13 protein-coding genes are annotated in these 24,201 nt (G+C 58.9%); 9 read left to right on the top strand and 4 right to left on the bottom strand.

Going from position 1 to position 24,201, the window contains the following annotated elements; all coding sequences use genetic code 11:
• Positions 1–74: 74 nt before the first annotated feature.
• Positions 75–1,070 (bottom strand): hypothetical protein, encoded by a 996-nt coding sequence (locus DXX3274_RS11535; RefSeq protein WP_042859897.1) that lies wholly within the window; start codon positions 1,068–1,070, stop codon positions 75–77.
• Positions 1,071–1,292: 222 nt separating this feature from the next.
• Between DXX3274_RS11535 and DXX3274_RS11530 the strand changes: the two genes are divergently transcribed.
• The 7 genes from DXX3274_RS11530 to DXX3274_RS11500 all read left to right on the top strand — a co-directional run bounded on the left by DXX3274_RS11530 (position 1,293) and on the right by DXX3274_RS11500 (position 18,626).
• Positions 1,293–6,200, top strand: coding sequence for an AvrE-family type 3 secretion system effector (locus DXX3274_RS11530; protein WP_042859896.1), 4,908 nt, complete (start codon positions 1,293–1,295; stop codon positions 6,198–6,200).
• A gap of 36 nt (positions 6,201–6,236) precedes the next feature.
• A complete protein-coding gene (locus DXX3274_RS11525) occupies positions 6,237–6,704 on the top strand; it encodes a type III secretion system chaperone (RefSeq protein WP_050569863.1) in 468 nt (155 codons plus the stop codon).
• A gap of 188 nt (positions 6,705–6,892) precedes the next feature.
• Entirely contained in the window at positions 6,893–10,381 is a 3,489-nt protein-coding gene (gene recC, locus DXX3274_RS11520) for an exodeoxyribonuclease V subunit gamma (protein ID WP_042859895.1), read from the top strand.
• Entirely contained in the window at positions 10,378–14,052 is a 3,675-nt protein-coding gene (gene recB / locus DXX3274_RS11515; RefSeq protein ID WP_042859894.1) for an exodeoxyribonuclease V subunit beta, read from the top strand. The genes recC and recB overlap by 4 nt, the downstream gene beginning before the upstream one ends.
• Complete coding sequence (gene recD / locus DXX3274_RS11510; RefSeq protein WP_042859893.1) at positions 14,049–16,094, top strand: exodeoxyribonuclease V subunit alpha; 2,046 nt, start codon at positions 14,049–14,051, stop codon at positions 16,092–16,094. The genes recB and recD overlap by 4 nt, the downstream gene beginning before the upstream one ends.
• Before the next feature lie 375 nt (positions 16,095–16,469).
• Positions 16,470–17,852, top strand: coding sequence for a diguanylate cyclase (locus tag DXX3274_RS11505; protein WP_042859892.1), 1,383 nt, complete (start codon positions 16,470–16,472; stop codon positions 17,850–17,852).
• A gap of 198 nt (positions 17,853–18,050) precedes the next feature.
• A complete protein-coding gene (locus DXX3274_RS11500) occupies positions 18,051–18,626 on the top strand; it encodes a YceI family protein (RefSeq protein WP_042859891.1) in 576 nt (191 codons plus the stop codon).
• A gap of 94 nt (positions 18,627–18,720) precedes the next feature.
• Here the strand turns inward: DXX3274_RS11500 and DXX3274_RS11495 are convergent, their stop codons facing one another.
• From DXX3274_RS11495 to DXX3274_RS11485, 3 genes are read right to left on the bottom strand one after another with little or no spacing between them, the layout of a single operon-like run.
• Positions 18,721–19,530, bottom strand: a complete 810-nt coding sequence (locus DXX3274_RS11495; RefSeq protein ID WP_042859890.1) for an anti-sigma factor — start codon at positions 19,528–19,530, stop codon at positions 18,721–18,723.
• Positions 19,527–20,108 carry a sigma-70 family RNA polymerase sigma factor gene (locus DXX3274_RS11490; RefSeq protein ID WP_371206905.1) on the bottom strand — a complete coding sequence of 194 codons (582 nt, stop codon included), beginning with the start codon at positions 20,106–20,108 and terminating at the stop codon, positions 19,527–19,529. Before DXX3274_RS11490 ends, DXX3274_RS11495 begins: the two co-directional genes overlap by 4 nt.
• Positions 20,065–20,616 carry a tetratricopeptide repeat protein gene (locus tag DXX3274_RS11485; RefSeq protein ID WP_042859888.1) on the bottom strand — a complete coding sequence of 184 codons (552 nt, stop codon included), beginning with the start codon at positions 20,614–20,616 and terminating at the stop codon, positions 20,065–20,067. Before DXX3274_RS11485 ends, DXX3274_RS11490 begins: the two co-directional genes overlap by 44 nt.
• A 280-nt stretch (positions 20,617–20,896) precedes the next feature.
• Here DXX3274_RS11485 and dbpA point away from each other — a divergent pair, with 280 nt between their 5' ends.
• The gene (dbpA, locus tag DXX3274_RS11480) at positions 20,897–22,270 is read left to right on the top strand and encodes an ATP-dependent RNA helicase DbpA (RefSeq protein WP_042862071.1); all 1,374 of its coding nucleotides are present in this window, start codon (positions 20,897–20,899) and stop codon (positions 22,268–22,270) included.
• A 361-nt stretch (positions 22,271–22,631) separates the two neighbouring features.
• Positions 22,632–23,873 (top strand): glycoside hydrolase family 30 beta sandwich domain-containing protein, encoded by a 1,242-nt coding sequence (locus tag DXX3274_RS11475; RefSeq protein WP_042859887.1) that lies wholly within the window; start codon positions 22,632–22,634, stop codon positions 23,871–23,873.
• Positions 23,874–24,201 lie beyond the last annotated feature (328 nt).

The following is a 24,201-nucleotide window of genomic DNA, read 5'->3' as shown; positions in this document are numbered from 1 at the left end:
GCCTGCCACCAGATAAGTGAAAAAAGCGCCTGATGAGTTCCACGGTGTGGATAACGATCAGGCGCATAAGACGGTTAAACCGTGGTTTTCCCGCTATCAGCACCCACCGCGTCCGGTGCGGGCGTCAGGCCGGGTTGCCCTTTGCCGTCAGCCAGTTCGCCGGCGTTATTGCTGGCGCCAGCGGCGGCGATACCACCGATTTCAGGGGCGGCGCCACTGAGGATGGGGGCGGCACCGCCGGTCGCGTTGCCAACGCCGGGTGCGGCGCTGCCGCCGGCACTGCCACCGGAAACCGGCGCGGCGGCGCCAGCACCATTGCCGCCGCCCGAACCGCCTTGCGGCTGGCCGAACTGGTTTTTCTGGCTTTCCATCAGCAGCGCCACCAGCGCCAGCAGGATCTTCAACAGCGGGTTGTCGCTGATCTGGCCGCCGCCGTCCTGGGTCGGGGAAATGCCATTGCCGAGGCTGCTTTCACCGGTATCCTGCAACAGCGATTTACTTAGATCTTCCAGCCCGCCCGTGCCACCCGTGCCGGATGCGCCTCCAGCGCCTTGCGCGCCGGAAGCCCCGCCGCTACCGCCTGCGCCGCCCAGCCCGCCGCCTTGCAATCCCTGACCGCCTTGCGCCCCGTCTTTCGGCATCAGCAGATCCAGCAATTTGGTCAAAATGTCGGTCAGGCCGTTCTGACCCTGACCGCCGCTCGCGCCGAGCCCATCGGCCAGCCCGCCCGAACCGCTTCCCAGACCATTGTCCAGCCCGCCGCCCAACCCATTGCCCTGACCACCGCCGAGCGCGTTGCCCGCGCCGCCGCCGCCAAGCGCATCGCTGGTGCGGCCGAGCGGACTGTCACCGCCGCCCTGACCGCCGTTATTGTTCAACAGACTGGGCAGCAGGGCGGTCAGGACCACCGCCAGCGCCTCCAGCAGTTGGTTTTCCTGCGCAGTCGATTTCTTGCCGGAAAGCCCGTTATTGCCCAGACCGCTATTCAGATTGTCTGCGCCGCCAACGCCCCCCAGCCCGCCGTTCAGGCCGGCACTGGGAATACTGAGCGTGATGTTGATATCAGCCATAGTTCGCCTCTTTTCATCAGGATGTGGACGCCCGTTATCGAAAACGTGCGTGTGTCAGCACGGCAAATGCCTGCTGTTTGCTGAGTAAGAAAAGCGCGGCGGCGGTTCCGCGCCGTTAGCGACGACGCCGGAAAGAAATTCCGCGGCGGACGGGAACCGGCGACGACGGCATACCACTTAGCAGTCATCACCCCTATTCATCCAGCACACGGGAGAAGGCCAATGTTGGGCAATATCAATCATATTCAGCGTCAGCAGTCGGTGGCGGACATACAGCCCGCCGCCGCTAACGCAAGCCATGCGTTGACGCAAGGCAGCGCGTCGGTACCCGGGCAGTCCGCCTCGGCATCATTGCAGCGGGAAGGTATGCATGCCGGTATGGCGCAGGTCAGCCAGCAACCGTCGTTGCCAAAAAACGAAGGTGCGCAGATTGGCCGCTCTCCCAATCTGAAGGACATGCAGTCGGCTATCGATCGCGCGCTGTCGCCCGCATCGGGGGCGGCGTCGTCTGCCGTCGCCGCGCCAGCGAAAGACCTGGTGTCGCTGGATAAAAAGGGTCAGCTTACGTTGGGCGATGGGGTGTCCGATCACCTGAAAACGCTGCTGTCGCAGACAATAGGCAAAAACAGCCTGCCGTTTGTGGCGCATCAGGCCGCGGAGGACGGCAGCCAGCATCTGCTGATGGACAAAAGCGGCCGTCTGTTCAGCCTGCAACAATCCGGCGACAGCTTTGTGGCGCTGCACACCAGCATGCCGACGCAGGCCGGCAAAGCCGGCGAGGCGCTGTCGGGCAAGAATAAGGCCAGCTACACGCTGGGGATGGACGACACCCACGTGCGCGCGTCTGTCGTCAATCACAGCGGCGTCAACACCATCAACCTGCCGCAGCCCGGTCAGGCCGCGCAGGCGCAGTTGACCGGGGTGTATACCGACTCGGCGCACGGCAATGAAAAACTGCAAATACATGACAAGGCGCTTTACAGCCTGAACGCCGATCGGGTGTGGGAGAAGAAAAGCGATACGCCGCACAGCCAGCTTGCCGGGCAGGCGGATGGCAAGCTGTATGCCGTCAAAGACGACAAGACGCTGGCCAACCTGTCGGCGGGGCACGATTCGGCGCCGTTTGCCGACAAAATCAAGTCGTTCTCCGCCAATGCGCAGGGCAATGTGGCGGTGCTGACGGAAAAAGACGACAGCACCGCGCAGATTCATCTGCTGCCGAAGGCCGATGCGCCCGCCGCGGACCACAAAACGCTCGGCCTGAAACTTGACGGTCAGGTGGCGCTGGCGCGCGGCAGCGAGCAGGTGAACGCCAAGGCGGTTGGGCTGGAAGGCAATCGGCTGTTTGTCGCCGATGACGAAGGCAAGGTTTTCGCCGGCAAACTGCCGCAAGATGGCGGCAACACCGTCAAACTGGAACCGTATCATAGCCCGGCGCTGGAGGCGGCGTTTGGCGATAACCACAAGGTGCAGGGGTTTGTGGCCGGCGAGCACGGCGCGATGCATGCGCTGGTCAACGACGCTGCCGGTCAGAAGCATCTGGCGCCCCTGGCTGACGGCAGTAAACCGGGGGAAACCGAAGGATTCAAACCCGGCTGGAACCTGAGCGACGCGCTGGTGGTGGATAACAAGGCCGGATTAAATCCGGCGCGGCCGCAGCCCCACGATGTGATGGACATGGGGCGGCTCGGCACCATGGCGCTGCATGAAGGCAAAGTCCACTACCTTGACGGCACCACCCAGAACTGGACCAAAACCGACGTCGGCGCCAGCCAGTTAAAACGCGGTCTGGATAATCAGGCGTATGTGCTGGATGACGGGCAGGTGAAGAAGCTGTCCATCAATCAGAAGGCGGACAGCGTCACCCACGGCGACAATAACGTGTTTGCCGTGACGCAGGGGCGCAATTCGCCGTCGGCGGGCGACCCGCTGCCGGGGCTGGAGAAAAACAGCGGCACCACCGCGCTGGCAGTGATGGACGGCAACAAGTTCGTCACCGCTAATGATCAGGGCGAGTTGCAGTTACACCTCAACAAACCCGGCCTGCAGCGCGCGGCGGTGCCGCCGCAGCCACTGCCGACCGCCGGTTTGAGCGGCGAGGTGAAGGATCTGGCGCTGGACAAGGATCAGAACCTGTTTGCCCTGAATAAGGACGGCCAGTTATTCAAACTGGATAAACAGGCGTTACAGGGTAACGCCGAAGCGCGCGCCAATGCCCAGTGGCAACCGGTGACGCTACCGGACAATGTCAAAGCCGAACACCTGTCCACCACCAAAAACCATGAACCGGCGATCTCCGAAGACGGTCATCAGCAGCACCAACTGACCCAGGGCGGCTGGAAAACTGCGGTGCCGGAGGCGCACACCTCCGGCAGTCAGCCGCGTGCGGCTGAAACCACCTATGACCGGCTGGCTGGCGGCATCCACGCGGCCCGCATTCCGTTGACGAACCTCACCGGGAAAGTGGAGGCGCAGGTTCTGGGACGTTCAGGTATGGAAAGCCATAAGCTCAACAGCAACTTTGGCGACTTCCTGGGCGCCTACGGCAAAGAGACGGTAAAAGAGATGGTGAAAAGCACGGTCGACAGCCGGCAACACTACTTGAAAGGGTATGAAGGATTATCGTCGGTGTATGACTCACAGGCCGCCATGTTTAAAAATCTGGAGCGGGCGGTGTCATCCCATACCTGGAGCGCCAAACGCGAGGATCTGCAAAGCCGGCTCGACAAGCTCGATCTGGGCGATGCGGGCAAGCCGCTGATGGCGGAACTGAGATCGTTCCAGAACGATCTGGAAATGAGCGCCGCCAAATCCGCAACCCTGCTGGGTAAACATCAGGGCGTGCTGAAGAGCAGCGGCGAGGTGGATGACAAGTTTAAACCGTCATCTCTCAAACCACTGGTGCAGTCCATGAACCCGTTCCGTTCTGGTAAAGATTTGAGCGTGGCGCTGTCGACGGTGATGAACGCGGCCCCGCTGTCCAAAGACAGCAAGGCGGGGGAATTGCTGAACGCGTTTGTGGATAAGAAAGTCGACATGAGTTACCAGAGCGACAAGGTGGCGACCGGGCCGCGCCGCGATCTGAATGATGATATGGCGTTGACCAAATCCCGTCTGGCGCTGGATGTGATGACCGCGAGCGATCTGCACCGCGTCGTCGATAAGCTGGAAGCGTTGTCCGGCAAACAGCCGACCGCGGCTGACCTGAAACCGATTCAGGCGGCGCTCGGCGAACTGCGCGACCAGCAGTACGGCGGCAACGATGTGAAAAAGATCACCGATATGGGTTTTACCCGTTTTGGCGCGCTGGAAGCCGATTACGATGCGGTGAAAACCTTTACCCAGGCGTTTGGCAATGACAAGAGCGCGGTGAACCTGACTGCCCGTACCACGCTGGAAGCGGGCGACAAGGCGGGGCTGGCGAGCAAGCTGAAGGACACCATTCTGTCGCTGGACAACGGCGAAAGTCTGGCGGTGAACCGTAACTATAACGCCGGGGCCAGCACGGCCTATGTGCCGGCCAAAGCCAAAGTGATGCTCAACGCCACCGCGTTCCCGATTATCCCCAGCGGCGGCGTCACCGGCGACCGTGCCTACAGTCTCAGTTTCAGCCGCGGCGAAAACGGCATTGACGTCAACTTCGGGCGCAACGGCGGACTGAACGCCAAAGTGGGGGTGGCGACCGGTCAATCGCCGAATGACGCCAAAAAAGGTTTTGATTTTGATGACAAAAAACACGCGCTGGCGCTGGATGTCCGCTTTGGCGGCAGCGTCAACGCCGGGGTGGGAACCGTACAACAAAACGGCCTGAAGTTTACGCTGAGCGAAAAAGAGCTGCCCGGTTTTATCGACAACCTGATCGAGGGCAAGGTTAACCCGCTGGATCTGGTCACTAAGGGTAATGACCACCGGGTTAAAGAAGGTTTCTCGATTAAATTCGATCTGGATGCCGCGCTGACAGCCGATGCGCGCGCCGAGGTCAATCTGGCGGATAAACCCAGCGCGGCGCAAAAAGGCAAAGTGCCGACGTCGGCAGGTCGACTTTCCGTCGGGGTGGGCGCCGGGGCGAACCTGATGTCGGCGAGCCATGAGCACAGTACGGTGCGCGGTGAGTTCACCGAGCAGAACGCCACCACCAATAACCGGGCCCGTTTCATGAACCAGGTCAACGTGGGCGCGAATGCCACGGCGTTCGCCGGCATCACCAATCCGACGCCGAGTGGCTCGTGGACCGCGCCGATAACGAACAACGCGTCCGTCACGATGACGGTGGATACCAAAACCAACCACAGTATCAGTATGCAGATGAAACCGGCCCAGCCGTTGCAGGGCAAGGACATGGACAGCCTGATTTCATCACTGGAGAAAAACTTCGCCGATCCGGAAACGCAACAGGTGCTGAAAGGGGTGAAAGACCTGACGGATACCGGAGAAAAACTGGCGATCCTCAATAAGCATTTTGAGGCCAAAACCCCGACGGGCGATGCGCAATACGGCGCTATTCAGGGGTTGCAGTCCAAAACCCGGCAACATGAGGCGGCGGAAAAACGGGGGGCCACGCTGGATAGCGCCAGCTACAGCACGACTTACGCCAACCTGTCGAAACTTGACAGCAACGGTATTTTCCATGCGCTGCGTAAGCTGGTCAGCGATAACCTGCCGCCGACCAACGCCGAACGTATTCACGGTTTCATGGAGGAAAATCCGGCGCTGAAGGCCGTGGTGCAGAAGATGCAGTCGCTGACCAACGCCACCGCCGGCGTCAGCCTGGAACTGAAAGACGAGGTGAAAACCAAAGTCGAAAAAGGCATTCAGAACAATACGATGGGCAAGGACGACATCGCGGCGATTTTCCGCGACAGCAATAACCTGCGCATCAAATCCATCGATTTCACCCAGACGGTGAAAAACAAGGAAGGGCTGGCGTTCCCGCTGCCGATTGTCAGCGCCGGCAGTAGCGCTGACGTCAGCATGACCAAGCTGCTGGGCAAGATCAATTTCAGCTACGGTCAGAACCAGAACAGCCCGAGCAGCTTCAGTCTGGAAGGGGCGATCGCCAAAGCCAACCCGGACGTCTCTCAGGCGGTCAACCATATGCACCAGCAGGGCATCACGCTGGCGAAACAGTAACGCGGCAACGGAACGACAAACCACAGGAGCAAAGCGATGACATCAGCACAATACACCTCATCACAACAGACCACATCACAACAAACCCAGGCACAACAACTGGCGGCGCGGTTGCTGCAACATTTTAGCCAGTTCAACCGGCAGCGTCTGACGCTGAATAACGGCATCTGTGTACTGAACGGCGCGGACGGTCGGGAAGCGGCGGTGATTGAGGTGCCGGCGCAAAGCGACAATCTGCTGCTGCACTGCCAGTTGACTAGCCTGAAAGGCGAAGATCGACCGGCTGTCTACCGCCTGATGCTGCTGCTCAATTTCGAGATGGCGGCGATGCGCGGTTGCTGGCTGGCGCTGGATGAGTACGACAATTTGCGCCTGTGCAGTCAGTATCCGCTCGACAAGCTGGATGAAGCCGGTTTCAGCGCGCTGCTGAACGGCTATATTCGGCAGGTTGAAGAAACCCGTACCTTTATCGAACAGACGCTGGCGCAGGTTAACGCCGCCTGACCTCACTGCCGACAACGCACGTCCCTGATACCGCCGTATCAGGAACATCACACCGGTCAGGCATCCTGAGCCTGACCGGTTTCTCCCTGACTCGCTTCACAGTACCCCAGCCAATCTCATGAATGCTAAGATATTTACTGATTGTACCGTTATTCGGTACACCGGTGTGGCAACGAGCAGAGAGAGCGATGAGCAAAAACAGGCTACAACCCGGTTTGATGGCGATCCACAGCAACCATCCTGAGGCCCTGCGCGATGTGTTGGTGTCGTGGATGGCGGCCAATCCGCTGGCCGGGCTGGAAAACGAGCTGATTCTGGTACAGAGCAACGGTATCGGACAGTGGCTGAAACTGGCGCTGGCGCGCGATACCCGCGACGGCGGATGCGGCGTCGCGGCGGCGCTGGATGTGCAGTTGCCGTCGCGCTTTTTCTGGCAGGTCTACCGTTCGGTGCTGGGCAACGATCAGGTGCCGGAAACCTCGCCGTTCGATAAATCGCTGCTGGTGTGGCGGCTGGTGCGGCTACTGCCGGATCTGCTCGCGCAGCCCGAATTTGCCGCACTGGCGCGCTTTCTGCAGCAGGACGCCGACTTGCGCAAGCGCTATCAACTGGCCGAACGGCTGGCCGACCTGTTTGACCAGTATCAGGTGTATCGCGCCGACTGGCTGGCGGAGTGGGCCGCCGGGCATGATGTGCTGGCGACCAGCCGGCGCGGCGTGGAGCCATTGCCGGACGATCAGCGCTGGCAGCCCCTTCTGTGGCGGGCGCTGTTGCAGGATACCGGCGAGGCGCTGTCCGGCACCAGCCGTGCGGCGCTGCACCGGCGTTTTCTGGACGAAGTACAGCGACGGGGCGACGCCGACCGGCCGGCGGGATTGCCGTCCCGGGTGATGGTCTTCGGTATTTCATCACTGCCGCAGCAGGCGCTGGAACTGCTGGCGGCCATCGGTCGCTGGACCCAGATATTCATGTGCGTGCATAACCCGTGCGAGCACTACTGGGGCAATATCATTGCCGACAAGGATCTGCTGCGCGCCGAACGTGCCCGCCAGCAGCGTAAACCCGGTATGCCGGAGGCAATCGCGCTGGAGGAACTGCATCAGCATGCCCACCCGCTGCTGGCGGCCTGGGGTAAACAAGGGCGCGATTACATCGGCCTGCTGGATGAATACGACCAGCGCGAGCAGTACGAACCGCTGCTGCAGCCGTTGATTTCACGCATTGATCTGTTCGACAGCAACGGCGAAGGCTGCCTGCTCAATCAGTTACAGGACGATATTCGGGATTTGCGTCCGCTGGCGGAAAGCCGGGCGCGTTGGCCGGCCATCGATCCGCATCAGGATCGTTCGATCCGTTTTCATGTCGCTCATAGCGCGCAGCGCGAAGTAGAAGTGCTGCACGATCAACTGCTGGCGGCGTTTGCCGCCGATCCGACGCTGCGCCCGCGCGATGTGATTGTGATGGTGCCGGACATCAACGGCTATGCGCCGCATATTCAGGCGGTGTTCGGGCTGATCGACCGGCAGGACTCGCGTTATATCCCGTTCAGCGTAGCGGACCGCGGACCGCGTCAGAACAACCTGTTGCTGGCGGCGCTGGAGCGGTTGCTGAACCTGCCGCAGTCGCGCGTAGCGGTGAGCGACGTGCTGGATTTGCTGGAGGTGCCGGCGGTACGCCAGCGTTTTGCCATCGCCGAAGAGCAGTTGCCGCTGCTGCAACGCTGGATTCGGGCCGCCAACGTGCGCTGGGGGCTACATGCCCGCCAGCGTCAGAGCCTCGACCTGCCGGACGCGCCGGAACAGAACAGCTGGTTTTTCGGCCTGCGCCGTATGCTGCTGGGGTATGCGGTGGGGGCCGGCGACGCCTGGCGGGATATTGAGCCGCTGGATGAAATCGGCGGGTTGGATGCGGTGCTGGCCGGTCAACTGGCGTTGCTGCTCGACCGGCTGGATTACAGCTGGCAGCAGCTATGCCAGCCCGCGACGCCGGTGCAATGGGGCGAGCGGTTACGCGCGCTGCTGGACACGTTTTTTGCGGCGGATGAGGGCGAAGACGGCTTCATGCTGCTGCAACTGGATGAAGGGTTGCAGAATTGGCTGGAGGCCTGCGAGTCGGTAGCGCTGGAACAGGCATTGCCGCTGTCGGTGGTGCGGGAACACTGGCTGGGGCTGTTTGAGCAGTCGAGCCTGACCCAGCCGTTTTTTGCCGGCGCCGTCACCTTCGCCACGCTGATGCCGATGCGCGCCATCCCGTTTCGCCACGTCTGCCTGCTGGGCATGAACGATGGCGATTATCCCCGCAACCGGGTGCCGCTGGATTTCGACCTGATGGGGCAGGATTACCGCCCCGGCGACCGTTCCCGACGCGAAGACGACCGCTATCTGTTTCTGGAGGCGCTGCTGTCGGCGCGCGAGCAACTGTACATCAGTTGGGTCGGGCGCAGTATCCACGACAACAGCGAGCGGCCGCCCTCGGTGCTGGTGGCGCAGTTGCGCGACCATCTGAGCAACGGCTGGCAGACCGCCGACGGGCAGGCGGTGTTGTCGGCGCTGACGGTGGAACACCGGTTACAGCCATTCAGCCCGGATTATTTTACCGCCGGTAGCCCGTTGTTCAGCTATGCCCGCGAATGGCGCGCCGGTCTGTTGCCGCAAAACGCCCCGGCGCTGGATGCTGCGCTGGACGAGTATCGGCAGGATGGCGTGCTGACGTTGCGCCAACTGGCGGATTTTGTCCGCGACCCGGTGCGCAGCTTCTTCCGTCTGCGCCTTAACGTCTGGTTCGAGCAGGAAGACGCCACCAGTCAGGATCAGGAGCCGTTTGCCATTGATGCGCTGGAAAACTGGCGCCTGCAACATGAGTTGATCCAGGTGCAGAAAGCGGCGTTACGCCAGCATCTCCCCCGAGAGCAGGCGCTGACGGAACACCTGGCGCGCATCGCCCGACGCGGCGAACTGGCGCCGGGCGGTTTTACCGCGGTGCTGGAGCAGGATTTGGCGGAGCCGATGGCGGATTTGTTCACCCGTTATGAGCAGGAACGGGAAAAATGGCCGGAGTCGGCGCCTGACGAACCGCTGTCGCTACCCGATATCCCGCTGGAAGACTGGCTGAACGAGCTGCGCGCCGACGAGCAGGGCAATCGATGCCGGCTGGTGCTGGAAAGCGGCGGGTTGCTGCATCCCACACGTCGCAGCTACCGCCTCGACAAGCTGGTGCCGTTCTGGGTGGCGCATCTGGCCGGGCACCTTGGCGGGCAACCGTTGCACAGCACGCTGGTCAGCAAGAACGGCACCGTTCACCTGCCGGCGTTGGAGCCTGAGCAGGCGAAAGCCTACTGGCAGACGCTGGTGGAGGCCTGGAGGGAGGGGATGCGTTACCCGCTGCCGCTGGCGGTGAAGACCGGATTTCGCTGGCTGGAGGCGGGCGGAGAGCCGGATCAACCGCCGGACGGCGAGGCGGGCAAGGCGGCGCGCCAGTGCTACGACGAGCATGATCCCGCCAACCGCAAGTTTGCCGAGTCGGCGTCTAACGCCTATCTGGCGCGGGCTTTCCCGAATTTCGACCAACTGTGGGCCAATGGCGAGTTCGCCCGCTGGACGCAGCTATTGCTGGCGCCGCTGTACCAGACGCTGAAAGCGGCGTCGGCGAAAAATAAAAAACCAGGAGGCCAGTCATGACGGCGCGTGCGTTACCTTCTGTGCTGGATGTGCTGCGCTTTCCGCTTTCCGGCAGCCGCCTGATCGAAGCCAGCGCCGGTACCGGCAAAACCTTCACCATCGCCATGCTGTATGTGCGGCTGGTGTTGGGGCACGGCGGCGAGCAGGCGTTCTCGCGCCCGCTCAACCCGCCGGACATACTGGTGGTGACCTTTACCGATGCCGCCACCCGCGAGCTGCGCGACCGTATTCGCGCCCGGCTGGCGCAGGCGGCCGCTTACTTTCAGCCGGATGGCAAGGATGAGTCGGTCGATCCGCTGCTGTATGAACTGCGCGCCGACTACCCGCCGGAACAATGGCCGGACTGCGCGCGCAAATTGCAACTGGCCGCCGAATGGATGGATGAGGCGGCGGTGTCCACCATCCACAGCTGGTGTAACCGGATGCTGGGCGAACACGCCTTTGATAGCGGCAGCCTGTTTAACCAGACGTTGGAAACCGATCAGAGCGAATTGCTGCTGGAGGTGGTGCGCGATTACTGGCGGACGTTCTTTTTCCCGCTCGATGCCCGCGATGTGCTGGAACTGCGCGATAGCTGGCCGTCGCCGGAACGCTTTTATCGCAGCGTGACGCCGCTGCTGGAGTACGCCGACGACATCGGCATCGATGACCTGCCCGCGCAGATTTTCAGCGCGGTCCGCGAAGAGAGAACGCGCCAGTTGGCGGCCCTAAAAGCGCCCTGGCCGCAGTGGTGCGGCGAGTTGCGCGACCTGCTGAACGCGGCGGTGGCACAGAAAAAGGCGGACGGCCGCAAGTTGCAGGCCCGCTATTTCGAGCCGTGGCTGGATAAGTTGCAACACTGGGCCGTCGGCGACGAGACGACGCTGGATATCGGCACCGGCTGGACGCGGCTAACCCCACAAGGGCTGCGGGAAGTTTGGAAAATTCCCGAAGAGACGCCGCAGCATCCGGCATTGACCGCGATGGAGGCGCTGCAACAGCAGTTAGACCAACTGCCGGAACCGCGCAGTCAATTACTGAGACACGCCTGTCGCTGGATAAGTCAGCGATTCCAGCACGAGCAGGAGAGCCGGGCGCAAATGGGGTTTCAGGACCTGCTGACCCGGCTGGATGCCGCGTTGCGCGGCGATAACGGCGAGCGGCTGGCGCAGCGTATTCGCCGTCAGTTCCCGGTGGCGATGATCGACGAATTTCAGGACACCGACCCGCTGCAATACCGTATTTTCAATACCTTGTACCGGGTGGCGGACAACGACCCGCAGCAGGGGCTGATCCTGATCGGCGACCCGAAGCAGGCGATTTACGCGTTTCGCGGCGCCGATATCTATACCTATTTGCGCGCTCGCCGCGATACCGACGGGCGGCATTACACGCTGGGCACTAATTTCCGTTCTACTCAGGCGATGGTCGGCGCCGTCAATCAGGTGTTCATGCAGGCGGAAAACCGTGCCGACGGCGCGGGCGCGTTTCTGTTTCGGCAACGCGACGGCGGCAATCCGGTGCCGTTTTTGCCGGTGCAGGCCAACGGGCGCGACGAGGCGTGGGTACTGGAGGGCGCTGACGCCGCGGCGCTGACCTGCTGGACGCTGGCGACGGACGAGCCGCTGTCGTCGGCGGAATACCGCCAGCGCATGGCCGCCGGCTGCGCCCGTGAAATGGTGCGGCTGTTGCAGCTCGGCGGGCAAGGTCGGGCCGGTTTTGCCGTACCGGGGCAGCCGCTGCGCCCGGTCAGGCCGGGGGACATGGCGGTGCTGGTCAATACCGGGCGCGAAGCGATGGCGGTGCGTGCGCAACTGTCCGCCCGCGGCGTGCGCAGCGTGTATCTGTCGGATCGGGAGTCGGTCTTCGACAGTCCGCAGGCCGGCGAACTGCACTGCTGGCTGGCGGCCTGCGCCGATCCAGAGAACGATCGGCTGCTGCGCGCCGCGCTGGCGACCCCTTCGTTGGGGCTGAGCTGGCAGGCGCTTGACCGCCTTAACCACGACGAGCAGGAGTGGGAACGCCGGGTAATGCAATTTGTCCGCTACCAGAGTTGCTGGCGACAGCAGGGCGTATTGCCGATGCTGCGGCGGCTAATGTGGGAATTCGATGTGCCGCGCCGGTTGCTGGCCGCCGATAACGCCCGCGCGCTGACCGACGTGCTGCACCTGTCGGAGCTGTTGCAACAGGCCAGCGTGCATCTGGACGGCGAGCACGCGCTGATCCGCTATCTGGCGGAGCAGTGCCAGGCGGATAATCCCGGCGGCGATACCTTGAAACTGCGGTTGGAAAGCGATGCCGATCTGGTGAAGGTGGTTACCGTCCACAAGTCCAAAGGGCTGGAGTATCCGCTGGTGTTTCTGCCGTTTGCCTGCGCGTTTCGTGCCGTCAGCCAGCGGGATGTGCCGCTGAAATTTCATGATGACGACGGACAGCCGCGCCTTGAACTGACCGCCAGCGACGAGGCGGTGCGACGCGCCGACCATGAGCGGCTGGGCGAGGACCTGCGTAAATTTTATGTGGCGCTGACCCGCGCCCGCTACGCCATGTGGCTGGGCATGGCGCCGTTGAAAGAGCTGGAAAAAAGCGCGCCCGGTTACCTGCTCGGCGCCGGTGAACCGCTGGAACCGGCGCAGCTGGCGCAACAGTTGTCGGCCTGGTGCGGCACGGACAGCCAGATTACGCCGTTGCCGGAAACGGACGATGGCATTTACCGCGCCGAACAGGATACGTCGGCGCTGGGGCAGGAGCCGCCGTTGCCGGATATGCGCAGCCACCGCTGGCGCATCACCAGCTATTCCGGGTTACAACTGGCGCCGGAGGGGCATTACCGCGAATTCCGCGAGCCTGCTGCGGGCGACGTACCCGAAGTGCAGAGCGCGAAGCAGGAAACCTTTAGCGAACCGCAGGCGTCGGCGGAGCGTTTGCCGCCGTTGCCGACCGGCCACGATATGTACAGTTTTCCACGCGGGGCGGCGCCGGGCAGTTTTCTGCACGGCTTGCTGGAGTGGGCCGGAAAAGAGGGCTTTGCCGCGCTGGCGGCGGATCGACCCCGGGTGGAGGATCAGGTGGCGCGGCGCTGTAACCGACAAGGCTGGACACAGTGGATACCGATGCTCACCGACTGGCTGATGGCGCTGCTCAGTCAGCCGCTGGCGCTGCCGACGCAACCCGGCAGCGCGGTCTCGCTGGCCGGGTTGACGCGGTATCAGGTGGAAATGGAGTTCTGGTTTGCGCTCAGTCAGGTCGACACGCAAGTCTTGGATCAACAGGTCAGAGCCGCCACGCTGGCGGGCGAACCGCGAGCGATGCTGATGCGCGAACAGCTTAACGGCATGCTGAAAGGGTTTATCGATTTGGTGTTTGAACATCAGGGGCGCTACTACGTGCTGGACTACAAATCCAACTGGTTGGGGGCGGATGCCGCCGACTATGACCCACCGCGTATGGCGCGCGCCATGCTGGATCACCGTTACGATCTGCAACTGGCGTTGTATCTGTTTGCGTTGCACCGCTTGCTGAAGTCCCGCCTGCCGGATTACGACTACGACCGTCACGTCGGCGGCGCGTTATACCTGTTTTTGCGCGGCAGTCAGGCGCCGGGCGGCGGCGTCTGCGCCCAACGGCCGGACCGGGCGCTGATTGACGCGCTGGAGAGCCTGTTTAGCGGCGAAACGGAGGCGACGGCATGAACATGACCAGTCATGACGAATTAACCCGGTTGCTGGACCAGTGGGTTGGCTGCGGCTGGTTGCGGGAGCTGGACCGGGCGCTGGTGCGCTTCCTGCATCAGGAATGCCCTGATGCGTCGCCCTTGTTGCTGCTGGGCGCGGCGCTGGTCAGCTATCAGCTTGGGCGTGGGCATGTGTGCCTCGATCTGGACGCCACGCTTGCCGACAGCGGGTTTTCGCTGGCGTTGCCGCCGGAAGGCGATCGTAGCGAAAATCGTAAGATCGCGCGTCCGGCGGAGGTGCTGGCGGGCGTTACCCTGTCGGCCTGGCAGGCGGCGTTGCAACAGCCGCAGTTGGTATCGTCGGGGGAAGGCAGCACGCCGCTGGTGCTGGTCGGCGCGCGTCTTTATCTGCGTCGCTACTGGCGATACGAGCAGGATGTGCGGCACGCCATTACGCAGCAACTGAAACAAAACGACGCGTTGCGGGCGGCGATAGCGCCTGCGGCGCTGCGTCAACGGCTGGATGCGCTGTTTCCTGCCGCCGCGGCCGGCGCGACCAACTGGCAGAAACTGGCCTGCGCGCTGGCGGCGGGCAGCGCCTTTAGCATTATCACCGGCGGGCCGGGCACCGGAAAAACCACCACCGTGGTGAAACTGCTGGCGCTGTTGCAGTCGCTGGCGCTGGAACAGCACGGCAAACCGTTGCGTATCCGGCTGGCGGCGCCCACCGGCAAGGCGGCGGCCCGCCTGAACGAGTCGATTGCCGGAGCCATTGCCGGCCTGACGCTGGATGGGCTGGCGCAGGGCGAGGCTATCCGGGAACAGATCAACAGCGAGGTGGTGACCCTGCACCGTCTGCTGGGCAGTCGGCCGGATACCCGGCATTTCCGTCACCACGCCGATAACCCGCTGATGCTGGATGTGCTGGTGGTGGACGAAGCGTCGATGGTGGATCTGGAGATGATGGCGGCGCTGCTGGCGGCGATGCCGGTCCGCTCCCGCCTGATTCTGCTGGGCGACAAGGATCAACTGGCGTCGGTGGAAGCCGGCGCGTTGATGGGCGAGCTGTGTCAGCGCGCCGCACAGGGGCATTACCTGCCGCAGACCCGCGATTGGCTACGGCAGGTCGCGGGGGAGGCACCGGACGATGCGCTGCTCGACCCGCTGGGCAGCGCGCTGGATCAATCCATCGCCATGCTGCGCCACAGCTATCGCTTTGGCGCCCACAGCGGCATCGGCCAACTGGCGGAGGCGGTGAATGCCGGCGACGTGGCGGCGCTGGCGTCGATCTGGCGGCAGGGGTATGCCGACCTGGCGCAATTGACGGTGACGGCGAACGATAACCGTACGCTGCGTGAATGGGTTATCGACGGCGCCGCCGGCAGGTTCGGCACGCAGTCCCCTGCGGCTGCGCCGGTGGGCTACGGCGACTATCTGCGACGGATGGCCTCGACGCGGCCGGAACTGACGGCGCCGCAAAGCGAGTTCGACCTCTGGGCGGCGCAGATTCTGGACGCCTTCGGTCAGTTCCAACTGCTGTGCGCGTTGCGTAACGGGCCGTGGGGCGTCGACAGTATGAATGAGCGCATCGCCCATCTGCTGTATCGGGACGGCTTGCTGGCGGCCTGGCAAGGCTGGTATCCGGGGCGGCCGGTGATGGTGACCCGTAACGATTATAGTCAGCGACTGATGAACGGCGATATCGGCATCACCTTACAGGTGCCGCTGTTCCAGCCGGACGGCTCACGGACATGGGCTACCCGGGTGGCGTTTCCCGCCGGCGATGGTTCATCGGGCATCCGCTGGGTGCTGCCGGGGCGATTGTCCGCGGTGGAAACGGTGTTCGCCATGACGGTGCACAAATCGCAAGGGTCGGAATTCGCCCACACCGCCTTGCTGCTGCCGGATACCTTAAGCCCGATTCTGACCCGTGAACTGGTGTACACCGGCATTACCCGCGCCAAATACGCGTTCAGCCTCGGTTGCGTAGGGGAGCACAGTACGGTATTGGCGGAAGCGGTCGGTCGGCGGGTGTTGCGGGTGAGCGGACTGGTGGGATAAACGGCGGCTATTCTTAAGGCGGCATGATGGATTATGCAATGATGCCGCCTGTCTGGAACAATTGGTGCCGTAATATAGCGATTCTTTAGCGAATTATTATCTAAATAAGTAATTTATACCCGTCATACTTCAAGTTGCAGGTGTGTTGGCTGCCCTCGCTCACCCCAGTCACTTACTTATGTAAGCTCCTGGGGATTCACTCGGTTGCCGCCTTCCTGCAACTCGAATTATTTTGGGTATAGATAATGTATTGGCGCTGAAATACATTTGGGAAATTGGGGTAAGTTGGGTACACTCCGTGGCGTCAAAAGGGGCCGTGAGTTTGTCAGGCGACGTCGTAGGACATAATGAAAACAACTTACTGTTAATTTAATAATGCATACTGAACAAAGTGATAATAGTGAATTGCTGCTCGCTGAGTGGCAAGAGCTTGTTAATTTGACGTCTCCTGGCGCTCATGAATTATTGAGCGATTTATGCGAAGACGAATTGCGTCAGCTGGTCAGCGTGTTTTACGACTATATGCTCCAGGATAAACAGGCCAGTCTTTATCTCAATACCCAAAAAGTAGCCGATAAACTCAGTGAAAGTATGTATCACTGGTTGCGCTCGGTATTGGGCAGCGCCAAAGAGTCATTATCTGTATTGCTGGAACGACAGCAGCAGGTTGGCGTTATTCATGCGCGTATCGGCATTCCGACCGATCTGGTGGCCCGGGGTGCGCGTAAACTGAAAAATGAACTGTTCAGGTTGCTAGCCAGAAAACGAAACCTGGATATCGCGCTGATTAATCAGGCGGTCTGCTTTAGCAGTCTGGTCATGGATACCGCGATTGAAGCCATGACCACTGCGTATTCCCCCGGTTACAAAAGTGCGATGCGCGATCAGGAGCGCTATCGCATTTTGTCGATTTATGATGATGTGAATGTTGAAAGAGAGCGGCAGCTTGGCGCATTAATGAATTGGGAGAATCAGTTCATTTATAACGTGGCGACCGGGTTGCCGTCTGAAGAGATTATCCTGCTGGAGAAATCGGAATTTGGTCTGTGGTTTTTCCATAAAGGACGGCATTTGTTTAATGGCCCTGATTTATTGCACAAGCTGGAGGGATTGATCCGGCAGGTGGATAGTCGGGTGAGGGAGACATTTCCCCGTCACGTTGAAAATACGGCAATACGCACGCAATTATTACGCGACGTCCGTCAGTTAACGGGGCAGGTTAATTCAATTCTGTGCTCAATGTTTGATGAATTGATCAGATTCGAAAATGGTAAGGATCCGCTGACGAATCTGCTCAATCGCCGCTTCATCCCGACTATTATGCGGCGGGAAATCGCACTGGCGATCAGTTCGGGAAAGCCCTTTATTCTGGCGATGATTGATATCGATCATTTCAAAAAGATCAATGATAGTTACGGGCATGAAACCGGCAATCTGACACTTAAGACGATCGCGACGAGAATATACGAAAGCGTGCGAAGCAGCGATTATGTTTTTCGCTATGGCGGCGAAGAGTTTATGGTGCTGCTGGTCGAAACCCAGACGCAGCAGGCTTCCATGATCTTTGACTCGATTCGTCAATTGGTCGCCGGGTTGTCTATTCCGGCAATAGCGGAACAGGGGGGCTCGGTGACCATCAGCGTTGGTATTGCCGAGTTCGATAACCACCCTGATTATCAGCAGCTTATCAAAAAGGCCGATAGCGCGTTGTATCAGGCCAAGGCTAACGGCCGCAATCGGATCGAGATATTTAATTAACGCCAAAACGCCGGTATTTACCCGGTTCCGCCAACCGGGATAGTTGCGTTTGCCGTGGCGAAGTCGATTAGCGCATGGTTGAACGTTACGGCGCCTGTCCGGGTTTTTGTGCGGTCGTTTTTGTTTGTTTGACTGGGGAATGAATAAATCAGCTCCTTGAAGCGTTTACGTGTTGTCTGCTTTGAGGAGATTCTCGTTATGATGCGCATCATTCCCGTCGTGGCCGCTGGGCTGCTGATAAGCCCAACGCTTTACGCAACGCCTCTCAACTATACTATTTCAACGAATAAAACCGTCATTAAGCTTTCATGGCGCGCATTTGGCGGTACTTCACAGGCGTATCTGGATGGCGTAACCGGGGGCGTCATGCTGGATTCCGCCAAAGAAATTGATGACCGTATTGAAGTGAAAATCCCCGTTGCGACGCTCGAAGCGTCCAACAGCCTGCTGACCTACCAGCTGAAAAGCGGTCTGTTTTTTGACGCCTCGCACTACCCCTGGATTGTTTTCACCAGCAGCAGCGTGGTGGCGCAAGGGCATGGTCACTTTCGCGTGTTTGGTTCGCTGTCCGTCAAAAACGTTCAGCGCCCGGTCATTCTGGAGGCGACGCTGGAGGAATATGGCGGCGCATCGCCAGCGGGGGGGACGTTGTTTCTCCATGCGACAACCGCCATTTCACGTTCGGCCTTTAATATGGATCGGTTTACGGCGCTGGTGGATGACAAGGTAGCGATTAATATTGACCTCCAGGCGCAAGTCCGACGCGCATTATAGCGGTCCTCTCTTATAACAGCCCTCCCTTATAACAGTCTTCCCTTCGCGCTCTGGCTGCCGCAGCGTGGAGGGAAGCGCGTTTTTGGTCAATGCGTTATGTCAGTGACGTCTGCAATCTGAGCGCGCTATCGGCCAGTTGTGAGACCGGATTGCGGCCGATCAAGACGAACTGATAGCCTCCGGTATGCCACCAGGCAAGATGCATTCCATGCCGTTGTTCATTGTTGATCGCCGTTGCGCTTCGCTGTTGCTCAGGGGAGATGCACAATGCCATCGGCCCGTAATCGGCATGCATCCAGGCAATCTGGGCGATTGAGGTGCTGTCGTAGCGCAGCATCCGTACCATTTTCAGCTCGGCACCTTGAATAGATAGCTGCTGTTCGCTCAGATGGATGCCGATGTCCTGCGCGGTACGCGCCAGTCCCCGAGCCAGGGCGGACGCTGAGCTGTCCATATCGAGCAGTGTTTCTGCGCTGTACAGCGACATGTATTGGGCCTCAAGATCGCGAATTTTCTCGCTATCGCTATCGTTACGAACAGCCGAGGCGGGGCGCGCCAGATAGCCCAGCCCAGAGCCAATCACCAGAAAACTGAGCGAGGCGGCAATCAGCGAACGGCGGCTAACCCCGATGCGAGGCGGTTTTTCTCCCACGGCGGGAGTCGCCGCCAGCAGTTGCTCAAGTCGATTCTGCATCCGGGCCTGGGGCGCTGCATCAAGTAAAGGTGCGAAGGCTTCTCTAAACGCCAGATCGCTTTTCTGCAGCCTGGCGATGCGTTCGGCAAGCTGATCGTCACTCCTGAGCCACTGCTCGAACTTTTGCGCGTCGGTGTCATTCATCTCGCCGTCAAGCCAGGCGACGATAGCTTCGTCACTGTAGGGGGGCGTAAAATTCATTGTTCTCATGAACGTTTTTCCTTCGCGGGCGCCGGGGCATCAATCGATTTGGCCAGAATTGTCCGTGCCGCCGCCAACCGGCTCATAATCGTGCCGATCGGTACCGATAACGTGTCTGCCGCTTCCTGATAGGTAAACCCTTCGACATAAACTAAAAATATAGCGTTGCGCTGCGCTTCAGGAAGCGCGTTTACCCGTTGCATGATTTTCTGGTAATGCCGGCGATCGTCATTCAGCGCGTGGGTATCCGGCGCCGGCAATTCATCGCCTTCGACAAATCCTTGTCCCATACGCACACGGCTGGCGCGGAGATCGGAAATCCAGATGGAGTGAAGAATGGAAAATAACCATCTGTCGATGCGGGTTCCCGGCGTAAATTGCGCACTCTTTTCAAGCGCGCGAACGCAGGTGGACTGTACTAATTCCTCAGCAGCATCGTGACTGCGCGACAGTACCAGACCATAACGCCACAGGCGTGTCAGATGCGCGGCAAGCTGCTGGCGAACTTCACTGGTAGTGATTTTTTTGTCCTCGCGGTGATACTCAGGATTCAGGATGCCCGTTAATAGCGGCTTGTAAATCACGATACTCTTCACAGCTGTGGCCGCACAGACCGGCGATCGTTTTCAGCTGCTCCCGCGCCAGATCGGGTCGGCCTTTCACCAGCCACGCTTCACCAAGATATTCGCGCACTTTGGCATAATTCGGATTGAGCGCCAGCGAACGTTGATAATAGCCGATGCCTTCATCGGTACGCCCGAGTTTTCGCGTGGCGTAACCCCGGTAGTTCCAGGCTTCGGCGGTATTGCCATTTTTCAGGGTATCAAGCAGGTTCAGCGCCGCCTGATACTCACCTTTTTTAGCCAGGTGATAAGCGTAGTTTGTCTTATCCTGATCGCTCAGACGGCTGGTTTTCTCAGGGACACACTGTTTCGTCGCGCTGTTATAAACCTGTCCGGCCGGGCAATCCGGCGTTTTTCTGTTGGTATCGTCGTCGCCCGCAGCAAAGACCTGCGGGACATGCAAAGAAAATAGCAGTACCGGGATGGACAGACGGCGAGCGATGGAACGTTGGGAAAAAGAAACAGGGTTCATTTTATTTACTCCGGGGTGAATGTGTGGTGTCGGTGATGGGTAAACGCATCACCGGTCATTTCTATTCACCGGTCATTTCTATTCACTGATTATTTCTATTCACTGATTATTTCTATTCACTGATTATTTCTATTCGGAAAAAATTGAACTGGACTCATCCGCCTTGATGGAGAGCCGATATCGCCGAACCCGACGATGAGGTGAAAACTCCTCACGGCATGGCAGGAAAGGGGTGGTATCATACCGGCCTATTTCATCTGGAATTTTCACTGTGACCTCATTGACCTCATTTGCTGAACTGAACGCGCTTCCTGCGGAACAACTCACCACCCTTAACGAGCTGGGCTACCAGACCATGACGCCGATTCAGGCCGCGGCGTTACCGGCGATTCTCGCAGGAAAAGACGTCCGCGCGCAGGCGAAAACCGGCAGCGGCAAAACCGCTGCTTTCGGCCTGGGCCTGTTACAGCATCTTGATGCCGGGCAGTTCAACACTCAGTCGCTGGTGCTGTGTCCGACCCGCGAACTCGCCGATCAGGTAGCAAACGAACTGCGTCGTCTGGCTCGCTACATGTCGAACATCAAGGTGCTGACGCTCTGCGGCGGCGTACCGTTCAGCATCCAGCGCGACTCGCTGACCCATGCGCCCCACATCATTGTCGCTACGCCGGGCCGACTGCTGGATCACCTGAAAAAGGCGACCGTAAACCTTGATGCCCTGCAGACTCTGGTGCTGGATGAGGCTGACCGGATGCTCGATATGGGCTTTGCCGACGCCATCGACGAGGTTATCGCCCACGTCCCCGCTCAGCGTCAGACGCTGCTGTTTTCCGCCACCTGGCCGGATGCCATTGCCGCTATCAGTCATCGTATTCAGCACGACCCGCTGATTATTGAAATCGGCACGGTGGATGAACTGCCGGCGGTTGAACAGCAGTTTTATGAGGTCTCCCGCGGCGGCAAACTCGATCTGCTGCAAAAATTGCTGAGCCGCGAACAGCCCGCTTCCTGCGTGGTGTTCTGCAATACCAAAAAAGACTGTCAGGCGGTATACGACGCGCTGACCGCCAGTAACCAGAGCGTGCTGGCGCTGCATGGCGATATGGAACAGCGTGACCGCGACCAGACGCTGGTGCGCTTTGCTAACGGTAGCAGCCGTGTGCTGGTGGCAACCGACGTTGCGGCGCGCGGGCTGGATATCAAAGCGCTGGAGATGGTGGTGAATTACGAGCTGTCGTGGGATCCTGAGGTGCATATCCACCGCATCGGCCGTACCGCCCGCGCCGGTGAAAGCGGGCTGGCCGTCAGCCTCTGCGCGCCGGAAGAGGCTCAGCGTGCGAATGCGCTGGAAGAAATGCTCAATATGAAACTCAACTGGCACCCGCTGCCGACCGGACTGCGCATCACCCCGCTGGAGGCTACGATGGCGACGCTGTGCATCGACGGCGGCAAGAAAGCCAAAATGCGTCCCGGCGATATTCTGGGGGCGCTAACCGGCGACATGGGGCTGGATGGCGCCGATATTGGTAAAATTGCGATTCACCCGACGCATGCCTACGTGGCGGTGAAGCAGTCGGTGGCGCGCCATGCGTGGAAGCAGTTACAGCAGGGGAAAATTAAAGGCAAAGCGGTGAAAGTCCGGTTGCTGAAGTGATGTGATAACAATCAGTCACTTCACGCGTTGACGGATCTCTGCTAACTGATGACATCTGGGGTTCTGGCCGTTTCTGCGGCCAGAGCCTGCGGTGGTTCCCTTGTTCCAGCATTCAGGTAAAAGACAGAAAATAGGATTCAAGATAATTATTATCCGGGAATTAATTAATCTGGCTATACTGCTTGTTTAATATAAAAGCCGGGGCGGCATACTGCCACTGACAAGGCCCGGCATAAAAATGACATATAATTAAGTTACTATTACAATTTCAATCAAGATGGATTTACACGTTATCTCCATCGTTATTAGAAAGAATAAGTTAAATTATTTCCCAATGTTCATATTATTAAGGATGGATGCTATGAATGGAAATGTCATTTTCCGGGTTCGAAATTGTTTAAGTGCGGCTATTTTTGTATCAGCCACGGCAGGTTCTCTCTCTGCCTATGCTGATACCGTGAAAATTGACGCAAAAATCAATTACCAGACAATTCAAGGCTTTGGCGGAATGAGTGGGGTTGGGTGGATCAATGATCTGACAACAGAGCAAATTAATACTGCATTTGGTAGTGATGTCGACCAGATAGGGCTATCAATTATGCGAATCAGAATTGCTCCAGACTCCAGTAAATGGAATATACAGGTTCCGAGTGCACGTCAGGCCGTCTCGCTAGGGGCTAAGTTAATGGCAACCCCCTGGACGCCTCCTGCGTATATGAAAAGCAACAACAGCCTGATAAACGGTGGGCGTTTGCTGCCGGCATATTATTCTGCTTACACCTCGCACCTGCTGGATTTTTCCAAATACATGCAGACTAATGGTGCTCCCCTTTATGCCATTTCTATACAAAATGAACCTGACTGGAAACCGGACTATGAATCTTGTGAATGGAGTGGTGATGAATTTAAAAGCTACCTTAAATCGCAAGGCTCTAAATTTGGCTCTCTCAAAATAATTGTTGGAGAGTCATTAAGCTTTAATCCTAAATTAACTGACCCGGTATTGAATGATAGTGACGCATCAAAATACGTTGCAATCGTAGGGGGACACTTATATGGCACAACGCCTAAACCGTACCCCTTAGCTCAAAATACGGGTAAACAGATTTGGATGACCGAGCACTATGTTGATTCAAAGCAATCGGCTAACAACTGGACGTCAGCCCTTGAAGTGGGAACGGAACTGAATGCCAGCATGGTGGCAAACTATAACGCTTATGTATGGTGGTATATCCGCCGTTCCTATGGATTACTTACTGAAGACGGCAAAGTCAGTAAGCGTGGTTATGTGATGTCTCAATATGCCCGGTTCGTTCGTCCTGGTTTCCAGCGTATTCAGGCCACGGAAAACCCCCAGTCAAACGTTCATCTTACAGCCTACAAGAACGCGGATGGAAAAATGGTTATTGTTGCTGTAAACACGAACGATTCAGACCAAATGCTGTCGTTGAATATCACTAATGCCAACGTTGGTAAATTTGAAAAATACAGCACATCAGCGGTGCTGAATGTTGAATATGGCGGCTCATATCAGGTTGATAATAGCGGCAAAGCGACGGTATGGCTGAACCCGTTAAGTGTGACTACTTTTGTCAGTAAATAATCATTCGTATTAGCTAGATTGGTTCTGGCAGATCAGACTGAAAACATGAGAGTTACCGATTGTGATAGGGGATAGTGCCCTGATGAAAAAAGGTAACTCTCATTCTGCATACTAGTAATCTTCATTAAATACAAAGCGTGCTTACTGATTATGCCGTTATGGATACAGGTTCGCGGCATGGGAATGTCATGGGGAACGCGGATTGGCTGTATAGAATAAATATCCTCCGGCATAGCCGGAGGTTTTTCATATGCGCCTATAAGGCTCTGTTACCAGCCGCGCCCTAACAGGCGCATCGCAATCTGACATTTGCATCCAAATCCGTTAC

Origin of the sequence: Dickeya sp. NCPPB 3274 (assembly GCF_000406205.1) — a bacterium.
Classification (GTDB): domain Bacteria; phylum Pseudomonadota; class Gammaproteobacteria; order Enterobacterales; family Enterobacteriaceae; genus Dickeya; species Dickeya fangzhongdai.
Note: the sequence above shows the minus strand (reverse complement) of the source record. Positions and strands in the feature narration are given on the sequence as shown.